20 protein-coding genes are annotated in these 19,792 nt (G+C 61.6%); 3 read left to right on the top strand and 17 right to left on the bottom strand.

Annotated elements, in window-relative coordinates:
- Nucleotides 1-46 precede the first annotated feature (46 nt).
- From fis to cpaB, 16 genes are all read right to left on the bottom strand, one after another.
- Nucleotides 47-367, bottom strand: coding sequence for a DNA-binding transcriptional regulator Fis (fis, locus tag ABJ99_RS02080; protein ID WP_007250933.1), 321 nt, complete (start codon nt 365-367; stop codon nt 47-49).
- Nucleotides 364-1,377 carry a tRNA dihydrouridine synthase DusB gene (dusB, locus tag ABJ99_RS02075; protein ID WP_054084414.1) on the bottom strand — a complete coding sequence of 338 codons (1,014 nt, stop codon included), beginning with the start codon at nt 1,375-1,377 and terminating at the stop codon, nt 364-366. The genes fis and dusB overlap by 4 nt, the downstream gene beginning before the upstream one ends.
- A 318-nt stretch (nt 1,378-1,695) precedes the next feature.
- Nucleotides 1,696-3,012 carry a DUF3426 domain-containing protein gene (locus ABJ99_RS02070; protein ID WP_054084413.1) on the bottom strand — a complete coding sequence of 439 codons (1,317 nt, stop codon included), beginning with the start codon at nt 3,010-3,012 and terminating at the stop codon, nt 1,696-1,698.
- 24 nt (nt 3,013-3,036) lie between these two features.
- Complete coding sequence (gene prmA / locus ABJ99_RS02065) at nt 3,037-3,915, bottom strand: 50S ribosomal protein L11 methyltransferase (RefSeq protein ID WP_054084412.1); 879 nt, start codon at nt 3,913-3,915, stop codon at nt 3,037-3,039.
- A 137-nt stretch (nt 3,916-4,052) separates the two neighbouring features.
- Complete coding sequence (gene accC / locus ABJ99_RS02060; protein ID WP_054084411.1) at nt 4,053-5,396, bottom strand: acetyl-CoA carboxylase biotin carboxylase subunit; 1,344 nt, start codon at nt 5,394-5,396, stop codon at nt 4,053-4,055.
- A gap of 17 nt (nt 5,397-5,413) precedes the next feature.
- Complete coding sequence (gene accB / locus ABJ99_RS02055; protein WP_054084410.1) at nt 5,414-5,869, bottom strand: acetyl-CoA carboxylase biotin carboxyl carrier protein; 456 nt, start codon at nt 5,867-5,869, stop codon at nt 5,414-5,416.
- Nucleotides 5,870-5,946: 77 nt separating this feature from the next.
- Complete coding sequence (aroQ, locus tag ABJ99_RS02050; RefSeq protein WP_007250928.1) at nt 5,947-6,399, bottom strand: type II 3-dehydroquinate dehydratase; 453 nt, start codon at nt 6,397-6,399, stop codon at nt 5,947-5,949.
- Nucleotides 6,400-6,528: 129 nt separating this feature from the next.
- Nucleotides 6,529-8,316, bottom strand: coding sequence for a protein-disulfide reductase DsbD (locus tag ABJ99_RS02045; RefSeq protein ID WP_259469628.1), 1,788 nt, complete (start codon nt 8,314-8,316; stop codon nt 6,529-6,531).
- A 99-nt stretch (nt 8,317-8,415) separates the two neighbouring features.
- Nucleotides 8,416-8,688 (bottom strand): DUF3613 domain-containing protein, encoded by a 273-nt coding sequence (locus ABJ99_RS02040; RefSeq protein ID WP_054084408.1) that lies wholly within the window; start codon nt 8,686-8,688, stop codon nt 8,416-8,418.
- Nucleotides 8,685-9,425 (bottom strand): tetratricopeptide repeat protein, encoded by a 741-nt coding sequence (locus ABJ99_RS02035; protein WP_054084407.1) that lies wholly within the window; start codon nt 9,423-9,425, stop codon nt 8,685-8,687. Before ABJ99_RS02035 ends, ABJ99_RS02040 begins: the two co-directional genes overlap by 4 nt.
- A 48-nt stretch (nt 9,426-9,473) precedes the next feature.
- Nucleotides 9,474-10,358, bottom strand: a complete 885-nt coding sequence (locus ABJ99_RS02030; RefSeq protein ID WP_054084406.1) for a type II secretion system F family protein — start codon at nt 10,356-10,358, stop codon at nt 9,474-9,476.
- A 1-nt stretch (nt 10,359) separates the two neighbouring features.
- Entirely contained in the window at nt 10,360-11,244 is an 885-nt protein-coding gene (locus ABJ99_RS02025; protein ID WP_054084405.1) for a type II secretion system F family protein, read from the bottom strand.
- Between the two features lie 18 nt (nt 11,245-11,262).
- Nucleotides 11,263-12,519 (bottom strand): CpaF family protein, encoded by a 1,257-nt coding sequence (locus ABJ99_RS02020; RefSeq protein ID WP_054084404.1) that lies wholly within the window; start codon nt 12,517-12,519, stop codon nt 11,263-11,265.
- The gene (locus ABJ99_RS02015) at nt 12,519-13,709 is read right to left on the bottom strand and encodes an AAA family ATPase (protein WP_054084403.1); all 1,191 of its coding nucleotides are present in this window, start codon (nt 13,707-13,709) and stop codon (nt 12,519-12,521) included. Before ABJ99_RS02015 ends, ABJ99_RS02020 begins: the two co-directional genes overlap by 1 nt.
- Entirely contained in the window at nt 13,706-14,956 is a 1,251-nt protein-coding gene (locus ABJ99_RS02010; protein ID WP_054084402.1) for a type II and III secretion system protein family protein, read from the bottom strand. Before ABJ99_RS02010 ends, ABJ99_RS02015 begins: the two co-directional genes overlap by 4 nt.
- 20 nt (nt 14,957-14,976) lie before the next feature.
- Entirely contained in the window at nt 14,977-15,936 is a 960-nt protein-coding gene (cpaB, locus tag ABJ99_RS02005; RefSeq protein WP_054084401.1) for a Flp pilus assembly protein CpaB, read from the bottom strand.
- Between the two features lie 319 nt (nt 15,937-16,255).
- On the opposite strand from cpaB, the gene ABJ99_RS02000 reads away from it, so the two are divergent.
- Both ABJ99_RS02000 and ABJ99_RS01995 read left to right on the top strand, forming a co-directional pair.
- Nucleotides 16,256-16,477, top strand: a complete 222-nt coding sequence (locus tag ABJ99_RS02000) for a Flp family type IVb pilin (protein ID WP_054084400.1) — start codon at nt 16,256-16,258, stop codon at nt 16,475-16,477.
- A 40-nt stretch (nt 16,478-16,517) separates the two neighbouring features.
- Nucleotides 16,518-16,925: a response regulator gene (locus tag ABJ99_RS01995; RefSeq protein ID WP_054084399.1), complete on the top strand. Its 408-nt coding sequence runs from the start codon at nt 16,518-16,520 to the stop codon at nt 16,923-16,925.
- Nucleotides 16,926-17,029: 104 nt separating this feature from the next.
- On the opposite strand, the gene pbpC is transcribed toward ABJ99_RS01995, so the two are convergent.
- Nucleotides 17,030-19,378: a peptidoglycan glycosyltransferase PbpC gene (gene pbpC, locus ABJ99_RS01990; protein ID WP_054084398.1), complete on the bottom strand. Its 2,349-nt coding sequence runs from the start codon at nt 19,376-19,378 to the stop codon at nt 17,030-17,032.
- A gap of 94 nt (nt 19,379-19,472) precedes the next feature.
- On the opposite strand from pbpC, the gene ABJ99_RS01985 reads away from it, so the two are divergent.
- Nucleotides 19,473-19,766: a hypothetical protein gene (locus tag ABJ99_RS01985; RefSeq protein ID WP_002555356.1), complete on the top strand. Its 294-nt coding sequence runs from the start codon at nt 19,473-19,475 to the stop codon at nt 19,764-19,766.
- Nucleotides 19,767-19,792: the final 26 nt, after the last annotated feature.

The raw sequence follows: 19,792 nt of genomic DNA, 5'->3' as shown, positions 1-19,792 counted from the left end.
AAAACGACCGGGTGCAGGGAGGGTCGCTTTTTCTGTTTTGAATGCTTTAAAGCAGATCGTACTGTTTGAGTTTCTTGCGCAGCGTGCCGCGATTCAGCCCCAGCAACTCGGAGGCCTTGGTCTGGTTGCCCTTGACGTAGTTCATCACGCTTTCCAGAAGCGGGGCCTCGACTTCCGACAACACCAGGTTGTAGACGTCAGTGACGGATGCGCCTTCGAGGTGGGCGAAATAATTGTGCAACGCCTTCTCGACGCTTCCGCGCAGGGTCTGACCCTCTTCGCTCGGCGTGTTGAGGTGCTGTTTCAAATTGACATTGTCGCTCACGGGGGCTGTTCCACTCACTAAAGTCTCGGTCATCAACGTCATGCGGCCACCTCTTTATCATTCTGGTTATCCGGGCCCTTGCAGCCTTGGCTGAAGAACTCCCGAACGTTGGCGCACTGTGCTTCCGTATCTTCCAAACGATTGAAGAGGGCGCGAAACTCTCTGGCGCCCGGCAGGGTTGCGAGATACCAACCGACGTGTTTGCGTGCAATACGCACGCCCATCACGTCGCCATAGAAAACGTGGAGCGCTGCCAGATGCTCAAGCAGAATGCGTTCCACTTCACTCAACTGCAGGGCCGGCAGTGTTTCCCCGGTGCGCAGGTAGTGTTCTATCTCGCGAAAAATCCAGGGGCGCCCCTGGGCGGCCCTGCCAATCAGTAATCCGTCTGCGCCGGTGGCCTGGAGCACGCGCCGGGCCTTTTCCGGTGAATCGATGTCGCCATTGGCAAAGACCGGAATCGACACCGCCTGCTTGATCATGGCGATGGTGTCGTATTCGGCTTCACCGGTGTAAAGGTCGGCACGGGTGCGCCCGTGTACCGCCAATGCCTGGATGCCGGCCTGTTCGGCGATCTTCGCCACGGTCAGACCGTTGCGGTTGTCGCGATCCCAGCCCGTGCGGATCTTCAGCGTGACGGGTACATCGACTGCCGCCACCACGGCCTGCAGGATGTCATCGACCAGTTGCTCGTCTTTCAACAGCGCTGAACCTGCTGCCTTGTTACAGACTTTCTTGGCCGGGCAGCCCATGTTGATGTCGATGATCTGGGCACCCAGTTCGACATTGGCACGTGCTGCGTCGGCCATCATCTGCGCGTCACCACCGGCGATCTGTACCGAGCGGGGCTCGGGATCGCCTTCGTGGATCATGCGCAGACGCGATTTGCGGCTGTTCCACAGGCTCATGTCACTGGTGACCATTTCCGACACCACCAGCCCCGCACCGAGTTGCCGGCACAGCTGACGGAAAGGCTGGTCGGTGACGCCCGCCATCGGGGCGAGAACCAGACCGTTGTGCACTGTATATGGGCCGATGCGTACTGCCGACATAGCCTTACCTGTTGTGGAGGCCAAATCATCCGCAGGCCGCGTAAAAAAACCGTTTCACCCGGTCTGCAACGGCCCGTCCAGCCAGCCGCTTGCGCCACCGTCAGATCGAACCGAGAGTTTGAAAAAGGGTTGGCATGATACCCGCTCTCGATGACTGGATAAAGGCTGAATTGGATAAAATCTGAACAGTTGTCTTCGGCCCTTGAAGAACGTAATCAAGTGCCGATTCATGGAAAAACTTCGGTGATTGTGCTGCGTTCTGTAGTGCAAATCAGGCCAATCAGGGCCGTAAAGGGAGTGGGTCGCGGTACTCGCCTTTCATTCGGGAGAGCGGAAGTTCAGGCTGTAATTCACTGCTTTGGCGCCCGGATCAAGGATGTCCAGCGCAATATGGATCGGAGTCTGCGGCGGCATCTCGTCCTTGCCGGCCAGTTCGCCACTCAGGTATTCGCTCGGTTTGAACCGACGACTGGCAATCAACTGACCACTGGTGTCGGAGAAACGCAGCTCCAGCAGCGGGAATGGCTGCGAAAACGGTGCGCGGTTGTAGATGATCGCGTCGACCACCAGTGCCCCCTGAAAATCGGGGTGGCTGCGCACCACCAGGTTGCTGCTCTTGAGCTGGGCAATGTCGACTTTGCTTGGCACCTTGCAGCCAATCTGCGGGCAGATCTGCTGAAACAAGGGGCGGTATTGGTCCTGACGCGCCAATTGGTCGAAGTGATACCAGATGTATTGACCTGCCAGACCGGCCAGCGCCAGCACAACCAGCACGATCCAGACGAGGCGTCGGCCCCAGCGCGGCTTGGGCCGCTGCCAGTCCAGTTGCAAAGGGTCGTCGGTGAGGTCCAGCAATGCCTGATCGCGCACGGCCGGTTCGTTACGAGCGCGTTTGCTACGCAAATCAGGCTCAGGCTCATGCTCGTCATCCTGATCGTCGTCATCCACGGCTGACCAGCGCTCGGCCTTCTCGACAGGCAGCGCCTTGCGCTGAGTGATGGCGGGCATGTGTGGCTCGTCATCGTCTAGGTCTTTATCCAGGGACAGCGAGGGCTCGGTGCGGTCGTTGTCCGATGCTGGTTCTGGCTCTTCGGTGGATTCGTGCGAAGCGACCTCGGCGCGCAGTTCCGGCAAATGCTCGACATCGTCGTTGTGCAGCGTGTCGACCCAGGCTGCCTCGTCGGTCTGACGGGTGTCGCGCTTGGCGGTGAGGCTCACGGTGTCGTTATCGACAGGGCTGGCCGTCTGCTCGAAGGTGTCCGGGCGGCGGGTCTCGCGTTGTTCGAGGCGCGCCAGCTCTTCGTCCAGATTCAGATTGTCCAGGTCCATTTCGCTGACCTGCCACATGTCATCGTCGTCCTCGACGGCCTTGGCCTGCATGGGCTTTGGCGTTAATGCCGGCTCCGGTGTGGCGGGCTGTTCAGGCAGCGGTTGCTCGATGACGGCGGGTAACGGCGCAACCACCGTCCGCTCGGAGTCGTCGATGGCGCGCTGTTCCAGCAACTGCCGGGCGGCGTTGAAAACCTGCAGGCAGGCGCTGCAACGCACCACGCCGCGCGCCACGCTCAATTGTGCGTGGCTGACTCGGAAACTGGTTTGGCAGTGCGGGCACTGGGTGACAAAGCTGTCGGTCATGCGGCAGTCCGGTTCAGGCGGCGATTAACGGCGGCGGCCCGTGATGCGTACCCAGCCATCACGGTTTGCGATCGGGTCAAGCTCAAAGTTTTCAGCATAGGCTGCAGCGACTTCTTCGCCCTGTTCGGCGAGAATCCCGGACAGCGCCAGGCGACCACCGGTCTTGACCAGCGTGGTCAGCTGCGGCGCCAGCGACACCAGCGGGCCGGCCAGAATGTTGGCCACCAGCACGTCGGCCTGCTGAGCGGGCAAGTCTTGCGGCAGGTGCAGCGGGAAACGTTCGGCTGCGATGTTGTTGCGCCCGGCGTTGTCACGCGAGGCTTCCAGCGCCTGCACGTCGATGTCGGTGCCGACTGCCTGCTCGGCACCCAGCAGCAGCGCGGCGATGGCCAGAATGCCCGAGCCGCAACCGAAATCCAGTACGTTGCAGCCTTTGAGGTCCTGACCGTCCAGCCATTCAAGGCACAGGGCGGTGGTCGGATGCGTGCCGGTGCCGAATGCCAGGCCCGGGTCGAGCAGCAGGTTCACGGCATCCGGTTCCGGCGCAGCGTGCCAGCTGGGTACGATCCACAGGCGCTGGCCAAAGCGCATCGGCTGGAAATTGTCCATCCAGCTGCGTTCCCAGTCCTGATCCTCGATGACTTCGGCGCTGTGCCCGGGCAGTTCTGCGCCGGTCAGCAGGCTCAAGTGGGCAAGGACCATTTCGGCATTGGTGTCGGCTTCGAACAGCGCCAGCAAGTGGGTGTGCGTCCACAAGGGCGTGGTGTTGAGCTCGGGCTCGAAAATCGGCTGGTCTTCGGCGTCCATGAAGGTCACGGACACGGCACCGACTTCAAGCAGGGCGTCCTCGTAGGTTTCGGCTTGTTCTGGGCTGATGGCGAGACGGACTTGCAGCCAAGGCATGGCGGATTACCTTCGATTCGAAAATAGGTGCGGCTTGTGCGGCCCTTGAGGCCGCAGGAAGCGGGCAAGTTTACTGCTATGCGCTGCAAACAACAAAGCCGCATCACTGCGGCTTTGTCGTTGTGAAGCACACTGGCTTATTGATTGGCCAGTTTGTGCTCCAGGTAGTGGATGTTGACGCCGCCTTCGCAGAAGCCTTCATCACGGGTCAGATCACGGTGCAGCGGGATGTTGGTCTTGATCCCGTCGACCACGATTTCGTCCAGGGCGTTGCGCATGCGTGCCATGGCTTCTTCGCGAGTCGCGCCCCAGGTAATCACTTTGCCGATCAGCGAGTCGTAGTTCGACGGTACTTTGTAACCGCTGTACAGGTGCGAGTCGACCCGCACGCCGTTACCGCCCGGTGCATGGAAATGCTTGACCAGACCCGGGCTCGGAACGAAGGTTTTCGGATCTTCAGCGTTGACCCGGCATTCCAGCGCATGACCCTTGATGACCACGTCATCCTGGGTGTACGACAGTTTGTTGCCGGCGGCGATGCTGAGCATCTCCTTGACGATGTCGATACCGGTGACCATTTCCGAAACCGGATGCTCCACCTGAACACGGGTGTTCATTTCGATGAAATAGAAACGACCGTTCTCGTACAGGAACTCGAAAGTCCCTGCGCCGCGATAACCGATGTCGATACATGCCTTGACGCACGCGGCCAGTACATCCGCGCGCGCCTGTTCATCGATGAACGGTGCCGGTGCTTCTTCCAGGACTTTCTGGTGACGGCGTTGCAGCGAGCAATCGCGGTCGCCCAGATGAATCGCCTGACCCTGACCGTCGGAAATGACCTGGACTTCCACGTGACGCGGGTTGGTCAGGTATTTTTCCAGATAGACCATCGGGTTGCTGAACCAGGCTGCCGCTTCGGCGCGGGTCTGGGACGCGGCTTCGATCAGGTCTTCTTCGCGATGAACCACACGCATGCCGCGACCACCACCGCCACCGGCGGCCTTGATGATCACCGGATAACCGACTTCGCGGCCGATGCGCAGCGCAGTCGCTTCGTCTTCCGGCAGCGGGCCGTCAGAACCCGGAACGGTGGGCACGTTGGCGAGCTTCATGGCGTCCTTGGCAGAAACCTTGTCGCCCATCAGGCGAATGGTGTCTGCTTTCGGGCCGATGAAGGCAAAGCCGGATTTCTCGACCTGTTCAGCGAAATCGGCGTTTTCTGCAAGGAAACCGTAGCCAGGGTGAATTGCCGTGGCGCCGGTCACTTCGGCAGCGGAAATGATCGCCGGAATGTTCAGGTAAGACAGGTTGGCCGGTGCCGGACCGATGCAGACGGTTTCGTCTGCCAGGCCCAGGTGCATCAGCTCGCGATCTGCCGTGGAGTGTACAGCGACGGTCTTGATGCCCAGTTCTTTACAGGCACGCAAGATGCGCAAGGCAATTTCGCCGCGGTTGGCGATCAGAACTTTTTCCAACATCGCAGGCTCTCCCCGGTTCAAACGATAGTGAACAGCGGCTGGTCAAACTCAACCGGCTGACCGTTTTCTACCAGGATGGATTCGATCACACCGCTGGCTTCTGCCGTGATGTGGTTCATCATTTTCATCGCTTCGACGATGCAGATGGTGTCGCCTTTCTTGACGGTCTGGCCGACTTCGACGAATGCTGGCGAAGTAGGCGCCGGGGTGCGGTAGAACGTACCGACCATTGGCGACTTGACCACAAAACCGTTCAGCTTGGGAGCCGATGGCGCTTCTGGCGCAGCCGGAGCGGCGGCAGGTACCGGGGCTGCTACAGGAGCAGCAACTGGAGCAGGAGCGTAGTAAGGCTGTGCCGGGGTCTTGCTGTGGCGGCTGATCCGTACAGACTCTTCGCCTTCACGAATTTCCAGCTCGTCAATGCCGGACTCTTCCAGCAATTCGATCAGTTTCTTGACTTTGCGAATATCCATTAATCAACTCCCAAGGTTCTGTAAGGGCATATTGCCGGCTGCTTCAGGCCGCGTGGTCAGCTTCAAGGCTGAACGCGTCACGGCCTGGCATTGGCGGCCAGTTGTTCCAGAGCGGCTTCCAGAGCCAGCCGGTATCCGCTGGCGCCCAGGCCGCAGATCACTCCTACCGCGACGTCTGAAAAGTAGGAGTGATGACGGAAAGGTTCGCGTTTGTGCACGTTCGACAAGTGCACTTCGATGAATGGGATGCTCACTCCCATCAGCGCGTCACGTATTGCGACGCTTGTATGCGTAAAAGCAGCCGGATTAATCAAAATAAAATCCACGCCCTCGTCGCGAGCAGCGTGAATCCGGTCGATCAATTCATATTCGGCGTTGCTTTGCAGGTACATCAGATGGTGACCGGCATCGCGTGCGCGCTGCTCAAGATCCTGATTGATCTGCGGCAGGGTAATGGTGCCGTAGACCCCGGGTTCCCGAGTCCCGAGCAAGTTCAGGTTGGGCCCGTGAAGGACCAGGATAGTCGCCATTGCGTGTTCCTTTTGTTGTCTGCGAGCGGTTTACGCCCGGCGACTATGCCGGAAGGGCAATGGACTGTCCAGTTAACTACAGTAGCCAGCACGATGAGCGATATTCGCGCAAAGTTTGTGACTCACCGTTTAATTTTGGTCATTTGCTCTATTCAGACGCTCGATCATGCCTGTTACGTCTATTTCGCCGACAACGCGTACGTTTTGCAGTTCTTCGCCGTTTTTCGCGAAAAAAAGCATCGCGGGCGGGCCGAACAGTTTGTAGCGGTCGAGCAAAGCGCGTTGTTCTGCGTTGCTTTGCGTCATGTCGAAACGGATCAGGCTGTAGCCTGCCAGCCCGGCAACGACACCCGGATCAGGCAGGACTTCGTGTTCGATGACCTTGCAGCTGATGCACCAGTCGGCATACCAGTCGAGCAGCAAGGGCTTGCCGGCGTTGCGGGCTTCTTGCAGCACACGGTCCAGCTCGGCCGAGGTGGTGATCGTCTGCCATTGCGCAGAAGCCGTGGACGCTGCTGTCCCGTTGTTTGCTGTGGCGTACTCGCGGCCCAGTGGGCGCATGGGGTCGGTTTGCCCGGACAGCGCGCCGTACCAGCAGGTCAGCGCGTAGACCAACAGCGCCAGCCCGAGCAGTTGGGCGAGTTTTTGCCGGGTGGTTTTTTCGGTGAACTCCAGTGCGCCGAGAAACAGCGCGACGCCAGCCGACAGCAGGCCGACCAGCAACAGGGTGATCTGCCCCGGCAGCACGCGGCTGAGCAGGCCGATGGCCAATGCCAGCAGCAGCACGCCAATGGCATTCTTCACGATGACCAGCCATGGCCCGCTTTTCGGCAGCCAGGTGGCGCCGCCCGTGGCGATCAACAGCAACGGCGCGCCCATACCCAGGCCCAGAGCAAACAGTTTCAACCCGCCACCGACGGCGTCGCCGCTGACGCTGATGTACAGCAGCGCGCCCGCCAGCGGAGCGGAAACGCAAGGCGAGACCAGCAGGCTGGAGACCACGCCCAGCACCGCGGCGCCCCACAGTGAGCCGCCTTCGGTTTTGCCGGCTATACGGTCCAGACGCGAGCTGATCGCTTGCGGCAGACGCAGTTCGAACGCGCCGAACATGGCGATGGCGAAAATCACGAAGAACGCCGAGAACGGCACCAGAACCCAGGCCGATTGCAATCGTGCCTGGAGATTCAAGCCTGCACCGAACACGCCCATCAGCGCGCCCAGCAGCGCAAAACAGGCCGCCATCGGCAGTACATAAGCGAGGGACAGGCTCAGGCCGCGCAAGCCGCCGACCTGTCCGCGCAGGACCACGCCGGACAGAATCGGCAGCATCGGCAATACACATGGCGTAAAGGTCAGGCCCACACCGGCGAGAAAAAACAATGCCAGCTCTTTCCAGCTCCAGGTGGCGGCGGTGGCCGGTGCGGATAGGTTGGCGGTCGGGCTGGCCGCCACGTCACCGATGGTCAGGCGCTCGGTCTCGGGCGGATAGCACAGGCCTTTGTCGGCGCAGCCTTGATAGGTGACAACCAGAGTGAAGGGGCGCTGCTCTCCGGGCTTGCGTGGCAAGTCGATGTCGAGAATGCCGTGATAGACCTCGACGTCGCCGAAGTACTCGTCATGCTTCTGTTCGCCCTTGGGCAATTGCGCTTCGCCCAGGCCGATGTCTGCGGGCTCGGTGCGGAACTGGAAACGATGGCGATACAGGTAATAGCCTTCGGTGGCGACCAGGCGCAGCTTGATCGACTCTGGCGTGGTGTCGATCAGGCTCAACTGAAACGCCTGACGAACGGGCAGGAAATCCTTGCTGTTATCCAGCGAGGTGCCGCCCAGCGTCGAGGCGGGGCGGCTGTCCAGCAGGCCCGCTGCGGAAACGGGCAGGGCCAGGATCAGTAATATCAGGCAAAGCAAACGGCGCATGGCAATCTCGAATCTCGAAAGTCCGCGCATGATAACGGAGTGCTTCCCGGCCTGCTGAGCTGACGTTTGTAAGGGGCAGTTTCAGAGCTTCCGGGTAGGCTATTTGCCATCCGAGGAAAAACTGCCGCCCGCGTCCTGCTCATAGAATTCCGGGATGTTGTATTTGTAGGTCTCAAGCCAGCGTTGCAGGCTCAGGTCGCGTTCCGTAGACGTGTTGACCTGCGGCGTTGGCGACGCCGCCTTGCCGCTGGCCTGTAGCTGCAGCCAGGTCTCGGCCTGGGTTGGTGCGGAGCGCGACGATTCACCGTTGTCGGCCCAGCTGTTTACTGCAATCACCAGTGAGGTGATGCCCGCCAGCATGATGCGTTTCATGGCTGTACCTCGGGTGTCGGGCGAGTTTGTTGTCCGGCCAGGCGTGCGCCGGGGCTGGCGGGTGGCGACCCAGTGGCAGGGGTTTTCCTGAGTTGTTCGGCACGTGCCCGGGCATCGGTGATCTGCTCTGGCGTCAGGCCCGCCCGGGATGCCAGCTCGGCAGCCTGTGTCCACTTGTTCTGATAAATCAGCAGCGTGGCCAGATTCATCGCCGCCAGTGAGTCGGACTGTTTGAGTTCCATGGCCGTCAGGAATTGAAAGCGTGCCTGCTCCAGTTGCAGCTGATTGAGGTACACCACACCCAGATCGTTGCGGATTTTTTCGTCGGTCGGTTGCAGTTTGCTGGCCCTGAGCAAATGTTGCTGAGCCAGCGCATTGTCGCCTCGCGCCGCGGCCAACTGGCCCAGGCCATGTTCACCCTGCGCGGCGCGACACGTGCCCAGCAGGCTGCGATACAGCGGTTCGGCTTCATTGCTGCCCAGCAGGCGCAACACCCGGGCCTTGCGCAGACGCACTTCGCCAAGGCTGTCCGGCAACCCTTCGAGATTGGCCAGGCTGGCATGCAGGCGGCCTTCATCGGCCATGTTCTGCGCGAGATTCAGGGCGAACTCCTGATCGGAGGTCAGCTTGGGGCATTCGCTGACGTGTAGCGAAGACGTTTGCGTCCACAGTGCCCGCCCGTCGCTGGCACACCCGCTCAGCGTGAGGATGCAAAGCATCGCAATGGCTGTTTTCATCAAACCTTTTTCCTCCTTGTGTGGGCGACGCAGCGACGACGCACGCTATCAGCCGCCCAGAGCGCGACTGATGGCGATGAATCCGGGACCGGCCAGAACGATCAGCAGGGCCGGAAACAGAAACGCCATCATTACCATCGACATCTTGGCTGACAGCTTGGAGATGTATTCCTGCAAGCGGGTCAGGCGCCGGTCGTCGATCAGTTGTTTGAGCGTCAGCAGCGATTTCAGGGCTCCGCCGCCCTGATGGATCAGTTGATTGAGGATCACGCAGGTATCGCTCAACTCGTCGACCGCCAGCAGGGCAGCGGTTTTGCGCAGTTCTTCACCCAGCTCCAGCCCGGAATCGACGCGCGTCAGGACCACGCGGATTTCATCGGACAACACCGGCAGCAGCTCTTTGCCCTCGCTGCTCAGCACGCGCAATGCCTGTTCGACCGCCATGCCGGATTCGAAGAGGATGCGCAGCAGCGGAATGAACGTGGAAATTTCGATCACCACCTGTTTCTGGCGACGTTTGGCGGCTATCGCCAGCACTCTCTTGGGCAGCAGATAACCGACGCCCAGCGCAAATACCGGCGCGATCAATGGCTGCTCGATATTCTTGAAAAACAGCAGCTGGACCAGCGCGACTACACACATCAAACCGACAGGCACGCCGATCTGGCAGGCGGCGAACAGCGAACGTTTGCTGGCGCGGCGCCAGCCGATGCGGTTGAGCAGCGTCTGGGTTTCCGAATCAAGGCTGATGCTGCGCTGGCCGATTCGCGTGTCACCCAGCAGTCGCAGCAGGCTGCCGAATCGACTCTCGCGCAGCACGATGCCTCTCAGGCGTTGCTCGACCAGACGCTCGTCGCGACGTCTGCGAGCGATGCCGGACAGCAGAAGAAATGCTGCCGCGGTGAGCATCAAGGCGCTGAACAGCAGATCCATTTCAAATGCTCCTCAGCATGCGCCACAACATCAGACAGCCCAGCAGTTGCAGGCCAAACGCCATGCTCAGCATGATTCGCCCGCTGCCGTCGTTCCACATGTGCAGCAAATAGTCGGGGTTCACGACCATGAAATAACCGGCCATTCCCACCGGCAGCAGCCCCAGTACCAGCGCGGTCATGCGCGTTTCGCCGGTCATGGCGCGCAGTTGACGACCGGCCTGCTCACGCTCGCGAATCAGCCTGATCAGGTTCTCCATCAGTTCGCTGGCGTTGCCACCATAGCGATGGTTAACCCGCAGGCCCAGGGCAAACAGGTGAAACTCGTCGCTTTCGTACAGCTCGGCAAAATCCCGGGCGGCGTCCGGCAGGCTGACACCCAGTTGCACGTTGCGCTCGATGCGGCTCATGCCGTCCTTGAGCGGCTGGTCTGCGGCGGCGATGCCGTACAGCACCGCGTCGGCCAGGGTTCTGCCTGATTTGAGACTGCGCACACTGTGGTCGAGCAATTGCGGCAGTTGCTCGATCATGCGCCGCACGCGCACGCGATAGCGCCACGAAACGAACAGGCGCAGCATCAAAGGCACGCCAAGTAGCGCGCAGACTGCGCCGATGCCGCCGCCCAGTCCGTAACCGATCAGGACCACCAGCGCATACAGCGTCAGCGCCAGCCCCACGCGTTCGGTCGGATGGCCCAGTCCGGCGCGGATAAACGCGCGGTCGAGCCTGGCCCAGCCGGGTTTCTCGACGACCGGCGCGACCTGCCCGGCGGTCAGGCGCTGCCTGACCCGCTCGCTGGCCTCCTGATTGAGGGCCAGATAGAACAGGCGGATGGACGCCATCAATTGCAGCACGGAAATCAGGCCCAGTATCAGCGATGCCGTCATGCTGCCCCCCTGGCCAAATCAGTAGCCCGGCCGCAGTTTGTCACCGGCCGCGTGCGTCGCTTCACGCATGAAACCGACTCCGGTGCGCCGGTCCAGACGAAACAGCGTGTTGGTGACATAAATGTCGTCGCGCACCCCGACCACTTCCACCACCTCGCTGACGCAGCGTCGACCATCCGGCAGGCGGGCGAGCTGGATGATCACGTCCAGTGCCGCGCAAACCATTTGCCGCAGGGTTTTCTCGGGGATCAGGCGTCCGGTCAGGCCGACCAGTGTCTCCAGACGCAACAGCGCGTCCTGCGCGTTGTTGGCGTGGACGGTGCTCATCGAGCCGTCATGGCCGGTGTTCATCGCCGTCAGCACGTCCAGCACTTCGACGCCACGAATCTCGCCGAGAATGATGCGGTCCGGGCGCATCCGCAGCGAGTTGCGGATCAGGTCGCTGGCGCGCACTTCGCCATGCCCTTCGGTGTTCGGCGGGCGGGTTTCCAGACGCACCACGTGCGGGTGGCTGAGTTGCAGCTCGGCCACGTCTTCGATGGTCACCAGCCGCTGGTTGCTGTCGATCAACTGGCTCAGGACGTTGAGCATGGTGGTCTTGCCGGTCCCGGTGCCGCCGCTGACCAGAATGTTGCAGCGCTTGCCGACCGCTTCCTGAAAGAATTCGAAGATCGGTTGGTCGATGGTCTGCATCGCCACCAGATCGGCGCTTTTGAGCATGTCCTTGCGAAACTTGCGGATCGACAGGCAAGGGCCGTCCAGCGCGATGGGCGGAATGATGGCGTTGACCCGGCTGCCGTCGGGCAGGCGTGCGTCGACCATGGGCGATGACTCGTCCAGCCGCCGGCCCATAGGGGCAAGAATGCGCTGCATTACGCGCTCGACATGGTGCGAGTCCATGAAACGCAGGTCGGTGTGATGCAGCACGCCATCGCGCTCGACGAATACTTTGCTCGGCCCGTTGACCAGAATTTCCGTGACCGAAGCGTCGCGCAACAGCACTTCCAGCGGGCCGAAACCGGTCAGCTCGTCGACCAGTTCTTCCGCCAGACGCTCCATTTCGTAACGGGAAATGGCCAGCCGCAGGCGTGCGACGTACTCGGCAACCTTGTCGATGACAAATTGCGCCAGCGCCGGTCGTGATCCTTCGAGCAGGTTTTTGCCGCTCTCTTCGATACCGTCGATGATGTAGCGGTGCAGTACCAGTTTCAGGCCTTGCCCGTCATCGGCCTGACCGGAAGAGCGAGAAGACACACCAAACAGTTTTTCCGCCACTATTTATTCCCCCACAGTCGTGCGAGCCAGCCTTTGTCGGATTTTTCCTGAGTCTCTGAATGACGCGCGAGGTGTTCGCCCAGACGCCGCACGCCGGTGCACAAGGCGTCGCGCGACGCCAGTTCGAACAGCGTGATGCCCTGATTCTTGGCGTTGAGGCGCAGTTCCGCGGCGAGCGGCAGCACCGCAAGCACCGGCAGGCCGAAGGTCTTGCCCAGGGTTTCCGAATTGGGCGCGACCGAGCGCAGGTAGCGGTCCACGAGCAGGCTGGCGTGCTGCATTCTCATGCCTTTCTCGCGCCAGTTATTGAGTACTGTCAGGTTGCGGCGGCAGCCCAGGACGCTCTGATCGGTGTACCACAGCAGTTGATCGCAATGGCTGACCAGTGAGCGCAGTGCTTCGTTGTCCGGCTGGCCCACGAGGTTGACGATAACGTGCTGGAAGTGCTGACGCAGCGCGCTCAGCAGCATGTACAGCTCGGCGGCGCTGGACTGCTCCAGATGATCGTCGGCTTCGGCGTAGGCCAGAATGCGCAGGCCGCTTTCGCTGGTGGTGAAGGCACTGTCGATCAGCGTCGCGTCCAGCCTGCGCAAGTGGCGCAAGGCATCGCCGAAGCTGAACGTGGACTCCAGACCGAGCAACGACAGGCTGTCGCCGCGCGGCACGCCCATGTCCAGCAGCAACGTGCGTTGCCCGGTCTTGTGCACCACCATCGCCAGATGCGTCGCGATCAGCGCGCCGTCATCATCGCTCTGCGCGCCATACAGCACTGACAGGCCGCTCATGTTCGGGTTTGGTGTCACGGCGGGCAGGCGCTTGCTCAGGCGCCGGACCAGCCCGGCGACCTCGCTGGAGCGCGAGCCATAGGCGACGAAGTCCCGCGCCCCGGCGCGCATGGCGTTGAGCACCAACTGGTTGTCCATGCCGTCGCCCAGCGCCACGATGGCCAGCATCGGCTTGGCTTCCAGCGCGCTTTCGATCAGCGCGCTCTGAGTCATCAGGTGCTCGCGGTCCAGGCCGACGAACACCACGCTGGCAAAGGTTACGTCGACCAGTGCCAGCAAGTCGTCGAGGCTGCCGGTGCCAGCGCTGACCACCTGACCGAGCGAACCCAGCGCGCTTTGCAGCCACTCCAGGTCGGTGTTGTTGCGGGTGATTGCCAGAAACGTCTGGCTCAGCGCCTGGCTCATTGGGATAACCCGCTGCGACGGTCGAAATCGCCGCTTTCCAGGAAATACAGGCGCGGGAAACTAGGGTCGTAATTGCGCAGGCCTTCGCCCGGCAGCGAGGGCAGTTGGGCGTTGGCGGCCAATGGCTGCACCAGATGCGGGGTGACGATCATCAGCAGTTCACGCTCGTCACGCTGGATCTGCGAGCTGCGAAAAAAAGCGCCGAGAATCGGGATGTCGCCCAGCCCGGGAAACTTGTCCACCGAGCCACTGTTGCTGGAACTGATCAGCCCGCTGACCACGAAGCTTTCCCCGTCGGCCAGCGCGATGCTGGTGTCGGTGCGGCGGATATTGAGCGCGGGCACGGTGGTTCCAGCGATGGTGATACCGGCAGAGAAGTCCAGCTCGCTGACCTCCGGCGCGACCTTGAGCAGAATCCGGTCGCGTCCTACCACTGTCGGCGTCAGGGTCAGACGCACGCCGAATTCCTTGTACTCGATGGAAATGCCGTTGCCTTCACCATTGGGCACGGGCACCGGGAACTCGCCGCCAGCCAGAAAGCTCGCGCTCTGGCCGTTGAGCGCGACCAGGCTGGGACGCGCCAGTGTGTAGGCGTAGCCGCTATTTTCCATGGCGTTAAGCATGCCCAGCACCTTGCTGCTGCCGCCGCCCCAGACGATATTGAAATTGCTGTTGTTCAACGGAATGCTCGGCCGGGTTGCGCTCACGGTGCCGGGTGTGACGTTGACGCCGGGCACCGTGCCGGGTGCGCCGAACAGAAAGTTGTTCGAGCCTTTACCGAAGATCGACGTGCTGGCTTCCTTGAGTTTGCTGCGGCTGACCTCGACGAAGCGGATGTCGGTCTGCACTTGACTGGGCAACGGTGCGTCGCCGGACGGCGCGGATGCCGTCTCGACCATCGACGCAGTCGCCCGCCCACGGACGAACACCATGCTCTGGCGCGGCGCGCTGGAACAGGCGGTCCAGACCATCAGGCTGGTGGTGCCTTGGGCGACGCCGGTCAGCAGAAAGCCATCATTGCCGCTGACGTGCACATCGGCAACTTTCGGGTCTCCTACGGCGATACGCGTGATGGCCACCGGTGAGCTGATGTTCTGTTGTATCCCCTGATCGATTTCCACCGCCGCTGGCATCGCAGCGAGCGCGCTGCAACTGCCCGACGCGGCCCAGACTGAGTCCACGGACAGGGCGGTCACCAGGGCGACCAGCCATCTGCTTTTTTTAACTGGCACGAAACAGCAGCTCATCAAATGCAATCCTTGCTCTGTCAGGGAGTTTGTTGCGTGATCTGGTTACCGCGTATGACCTCGACAGGTCGCGGTGTGCGTGAGGGTGCACCGGGAGTCGAGGCGCTGGCCGGGCTCAGGCTCAGTTGGCGAAAGCTGACCAGTTGACGACTGGCTGAATCCAGCCGCTCGGCGACGTCGCGACGGCTGCCGTCGCCGACCCAGTAATTCTGCAGATTGCCTTCGTCGGCGCTGCGCACGGCCAGGCGTAAAACGCCGGTTTGCGAGGCCAGCATCAGGCGCCCCAGCAACGCCTCAGGCACGGCCACCGAGACGGTCCGCGCGCTGCTGCGGCGCTGTTCCTGCTGGCGGCGTTCGTCAGCGGTTACGTTCTGCACCGGCTTGCCATTGCGATCCGGGCCGAGCAATTCGCCGACGCTGAGCACGCGCAGGGCAGGCACCACCACTTGGGTGGAGCGCACGGGGTTGGCGGTGTCTTCCGCCAGATAAAGCAGCACGTCGACGTAGTCGCCGGGGCTGAGTTGCCCGGACGCGCCGATCACTTCATCCACTTGCAACGCCAGGGCGCGCTCATGCGGACGGATCATTCGCGCCAGCGTGCCGCCTGCCTCGAAGTTGCTCTCGCTGAGCCAGGTTCCGGCGCTCAGCGTCCGCCAGCTGCTGCGACCCACCAGTTTATCGATGGCGTCAAAGCTTCCGGGTGGCGCGACTTTGAGGCGCTCTATCACCAGATCTTCCGTGGTGATAGGTGTGTAGGCAGGGACGTCCCGAGCGACCACCACGACATTGTGGCGCAACGCGTCCTCGACAGGTGGTGTCGGAGCAAGCTGGGAGGTTGGCTCTGCGGTGACTGTGGGTGCCGGCGCAGGAACGGCAGCAGGCTCTTCAGCCGGCCTGCCGACCACGATTCCCAAGTACCCGGCGATCAACGCGCCCAGCAAAAACAGTACAGCGAGCACCATGGTGATACGACTGCTCATGGCAACTTTCCCTTTGTCATCGCAGGACAATCTCGAACCGGTGCGTCAACTTTTTAATAAGCAACGGTGAACGGCATACAGGCTTTTGTGTGACGTTAGCTCATTGTTGCAAAAGCGCCATAGTGCTTTGGTCTGAAAGGGTTTTTGATCGATGGGGTTGCGCTGGAAGTGTCTGTTTCAGGGGCTTCGCCGGGACTATAACTTTCCGGTTAATGCTTTTTTGCGATTGTGGGTTTGGGGTTTGGGGACAATGCTGAGGGTGCAGACGGTTTCGCATGTGTCTTGCATGTCGCGCCTTGAAGGCGCAAGGAGAAATGAGATGTTCCTTACCAAGATCTATGTGGGTGCCTATACCCGGGTCAGTTGTTTTCTGAAGGACCGCGAGGCGGCGTCGGGTATCGAGTATGCGTTGATCGCTGCGATGGTTGCTGTCGCAATCGTTGCGTTTGTGCCGACAATAAGCTCAAGTGTGGCTACAATCTTTACGAAAATTCAGGGTGCTTTAGGTACGACCGCAACCACCACACCTGCCGCGGGGTAGTTTATGATCGTGCTTCCGAGATATTTATCGAGATAACCTTATGGCTGTCCATCCCTCCCGCCAACAATTGCTTCTGGTTGACGACGAAGAGGACGCAAACGAGGAGCTGGCGGAACTGCTCGAAGGCGAGGGGTTCTGCTGCTTCACGGCGTCCTCCGTCAAGATGGCCCTGCATCAGCTGACGATCCACCCGGACATTGCGTTGGTGATCACCGATCTGCGAATGCCGGAGGAGAGCGGCATCCAGCTGATTCGTCACCTGCGCGACCACACCTCCCGCCAGCACCTGCCCGTCATCGTGACCTCTGGCCATGCCGACATGGACGACGTCAGCGACCTGCTGCGTCTGCACGTGCTCGACCTGTTCCGCAAACCCATCTACCACGTCCGCCTGCTGGAAACCCTCAACAACCTGTTCCCCGAGCCGAAGATCTTTCAGGTTCAGTGACGGCTGGCCATCTTTCTGTTTCTGTGGGACCGGACCGGACAACGCTTCGCTTGTCCGCGATCTGCCGGGAACCGGCAGTGAAACATGCCGCCGCGCTAGCCCAATCACTCCACCACACTGAATTCAACCCTCGCCGTCTGGCCGCTTTCGTCCAAAACGCTCAATTGATAGCGACCTGGCTTGTTCAGGGTCGGGGTGAAGTCTTGCTGGGTGTCGGTGTCGGCCAGTGGTGCGCCATCAATGAACCACCAGCGTCGTCCGCTGCCGCCCAGCGCCGTGAGTTTCAGGCGCAGCGCCTGGCGGCTGGAGGCGGGCAGGCGCAGGTTGTCGCCTTCGCGCACGCCGACGATGCTCAGTGGCGGTGCGAGGTTCAGGTTTTGTGGCGGGCAGTCCGGGTCGGCGGGCGGCAGGCGTGTCTCGCGGCGTTCCGCCTTGGGCAGCCAGGGTTCCAGCGGCGCGGGCCAGAGGGCGATCTCCTGCGATTGGGCATCCGGGCAACGGCTGCCGACCCGCAAGCCCTTGGCATTGATCCAGATACGTTCCTGTAAACCCAGCCCGAGCGGTTGATCGGCGGCTTGCAGGGTCGGCGGCGTGGTGTCGTCCAGCGTCCAGGCGAAGCGCTGGCGACGGCAGTTCGGGTCGCTCTTGCTCATCGGCTGACCCAGCGGCCAGCAGATCGCCGCCACCCCGACATTCGGCGGCACCGCCTGAACCGGCGCAACAATGCCGCGCTGGCTGTCGCGATTGACCAGCACATCATGCACCTGCAGCATCAGCGGCGCAGCCGAGGCCAGCCCGAACTGCCCTGGCACCGGCGTACCGTCCGGCCTGCCGATCCACACGCCGACCAGAAAACGCGGCCCGACGCCAATTGCCCATGCATCGCGAAAGCCATAGCTGGTGCCGGTCTTCCAGGCCAGTTGCGGGCGCTGCACCAGCTCTGCACGCGGATCGATGTCCGGCCGCGACTGACCGCTGAGAATACGCCGGATAATCCACGCTGCTCCCGGCGACATCATCCGCCGCTCGCGCAGCCGGTCCTGTGGTTGCAGTCGCACATCGGCGCTTCGTCCTCCTCGGGCAAAGGCGCTGTAGCCGGTCACCAGATCTTCCAGCCGACTGCCCGCGCCCCCCAGAATCAGCGCCAGATTCGGCTCGGCCAATGGCGGCAGGGTCAGCGGCACGCCGCCATTGCGCAGTTCGGCGGCAAAGCGTTTCGGGCCGTAGACCTCAAGCAGCTGCACGGCAGGCAGGTTGAGGGACATCGACAGCGCGGAGCTGGCGGCGACCGGCCCGCCGAAACCGGTCGAAAAGTTGCCCGGCCGATAATCGCCATAGCGACGCGGCACGTCCTGCATCAGCGATTCGGAGTGAATCAGCCCGGCGTCCATCGCCATGCCATAGAGGAACGGCTTGAGCGTCGAGCCTGGAGAACGCAGCGCGGTGACCATGTCCACATGGCCAAAACGTTTGGCATCGCTGATATCCACCGAGCCCACATAGGCGCGCACCGCCATGGTTTCTGCTTCAACCACCAGAATCGCGGCCGAGGTACGCTCCGGCAGTCGCGCCCGCCAGCCCATCAACAGGTCTTCCATACGCCGTTGCAGCGACGCATCCAATGTGGTGCGGATCAGTGGCGGGCTGTTCGGCCGATTCAGGCGTCGGGCCAGCAGTGGCGCAAGGCTCGGTTCCTGACGCGGTGCCAGCCACAAGGGTTCTTCCAGTGCTTCGTCGACGCTGCCCTGCGGCCACACCTTGAACTCGGCCAGCCGCTTGAGCACCTTGTCGCGGGCCAGTTGCGCACGCTGCGGATGACGGTCAGGCCGCAAACGGCTCGGCGCCTGCGGCAATACGGCCAGCAACGCGGCTTCAGCGCGGGTCAGATTTTGCGGGGATTTGCCAAGATAGGCCCAACTGGCGGCGGCCACCCCTTGCAGCGTGCCGCCAAACGGCGCGCGATTGAGGTACAGGTCAAGGATTTGCGCCTTCGACAGATGCCACTCAAGCTGCAACGTGCGCCACACCTGGCGAAACTTGCCGGACAGGGTGCGCGAATGCGGGTCAAGCAGCCGCGCAACCTGCATCGACAGCGTGCTGCCGCCGGACACCACGCGGGTCCCGCTGAGGTTCTGCCAACTGGCGCGCACCAGCGCCAGCGGGTTTACGCCCGGATGGCTGTAGAACCAGCGATCTTCGTAGGTCAGCAGCGCTTCGAGGTAGTACGGCGATACCTGAGCGTGCGTAACCGGGTAGCGCCACACGCCATTGGCGTCGGCAAAACGCCAGAGCGGCGTGCCGTCTTCTGCCAGCACGACACGGGCCAGATCGTCCTTGGGCAGTGGCAATGGCCAAATGCGATCAGCCAGCCAGAGCAGGGCGATCAGCAGCAAAATACCGCCTGCCAGCCATTTGATTTTTTGCATGAGGCGCAGAAGAAATTCAGGTTTCAACGCAAAGAGCCTTTATGATCCACGGAACCTGGCGCCCCTGGCGATAGCCAAAGCGGACAGATCATTTTCTCACGACCCCAATCAGGACGTACATATGCAGGTAGAAGGCTTTTTTGAATGGCTCGGGCAGGCCATCGGCGCGGTGATTCGTTTCTTCGTCGACGGTCTGGCGTGGTTGTTCAACGGGTTTACCCATGCCGGGGGAAATTTTGTCGACGGCCTGTCGCGCACGCTCGGCATGGACACCTCGCTGATCAGCATCGTCGCACTGATCATCGGCCTGATGCTGCTGTACTCTGCCGTCCGCGCGTTCATGCGTGCGTCAATCATTCTCGGGATCATCTGGCTGGCGCTGGGCCTCTGGTTGTTGAGCTGGATTATTCATTGATGGGCTAACTTCGCTCCCACAGAACC

The organism is Pseudomonas syringae pv. cilantro (genome assembly GCF_001293775.1).
In the GTDB taxonomy this organism is placed as follows: Bacteria; Pseudomonadota; Gammaproteobacteria; order Pseudomonadales; family Pseudomonadaceae; genus Aquipseudomonas; species Aquipseudomonas syringae_P.
This window is presented reverse-complemented; position numbering and strand designations above follow the sequence as displayed.

Coding starts and splice junctions, on each gene's coding strand:
- prmA (WP_054084412.1), bottom strand. CDS start 3,915: ATGCCTTGGCTGCAAGTCCGTCTCGCCATCAGCCCAGAACAAGCCGAA.
- accC (WP_054084411.1), bottom strand. CDS start 5,396: ATGTTGGAAAAAGTTCTGATCGCCAACCGCGGCGAAATTGCCTTGCGC.
- ABJ99_RS02040 (WP_054084408.1), bottom strand. CDS start 8,688: ATGAAACGCATCATGCTGGCGGGCATCACCTCACTGGTGATTGCAGTA.
- ABJ99_RS02015 (WP_054084403.1), bottom strand. CDS start 13,709: ATGAGCCAGGCGCTGAGCCAGACGTTTCTGGCAATCACCCGCAACAAC.
- ABJ99_RS01985 (WP_002555356.1), top strand. CDS start 19,473: ATGCAGGTAGAAGGCTTTTTTGAATGGCTCGGGCAGGCCATCGGCGCG.
- dusB (WP_054084414.1), bottom strand. CDS start 1,377: ATGTCGGCAGTACGCATCGGCCCATATACAGTGCACAACGGTCTGGTT.
- cpaB (WP_054084401.1), bottom strand. CDS start 15,936: ATGAGCAGTCGTATCACCATGGTGCTCGCTGTACTGTTTTTGCTGGGC.
- ABJ99_RS02045 (WP_259469628.1), bottom strand. CDS start 8,316: ATGCGCCGTTTGCTTTGCCTGATATTACTGATCCTGGCCCTGCCCGTT.
- ABJ99_RS02030 (WP_054084406.1), bottom strand. CDS start 10,358: ATGGATCTGCTGTTCAGCGCCTTGATGCTCACCGCGGCAGCATTTCTT.
- accB (WP_054084410.1), bottom strand. CDS start 5,869: ATGGATATTCGCAAAGTCAAGAAACTGATCGAATTGCTGGAAGAGTCC.
- aroQ (WP_007250928.1), bottom strand. CDS start 6,399: ATGGCGACTATCCTGGTCCTTCACGGGCCCAACCTGAACTTGCTCGGG.
- fis (WP_007250933.1), bottom strand. CDS start 367: ATGACGTTGATGACCGAGACTTTAGTGAGTGGAACAGCCCCCGTGAGC.
- ABJ99_RS01995 (WP_054084399.1), top strand. CDS start 16,518: ATGGCTGTCCATCCCTCCCGCCAACAATTGCTTCTGGTTGACGACGAA.
- ABJ99_RS02000 (WP_054084400.1), top strand. CDS start 16,256: ATGTTCCTTACCAAGATCTATGTGGGTGCCTATACCCGGGTCAGTTGT.
- ABJ99_RS02035 (WP_054084407.1), bottom strand. CDS start 9,425: ATGAAAACAGCCATTGCGATGCTTTGCATCCTCACGCTGAGCGGGTGT.
- ABJ99_RS02025 (WP_054084405.1), bottom strand. CDS start 11,244: ATGACGGCATCGCTGATACTGGGCCTGATTTCCGTGCTGCAATTGATG.
- ABJ99_RS02010 (WP_054084402.1), bottom strand. CDS start 14,956: ATGAGCTGCTGTTTCGTGCCAGTTAAAAAAAGCAGATGGCTGGTCGCC.
- ABJ99_RS02070 (WP_054084413.1), bottom strand. CDS start 3,012: ATGACCGACAGCTTTGTCACCCAGTGCCCGCACTGCCAAACCAGTTTC.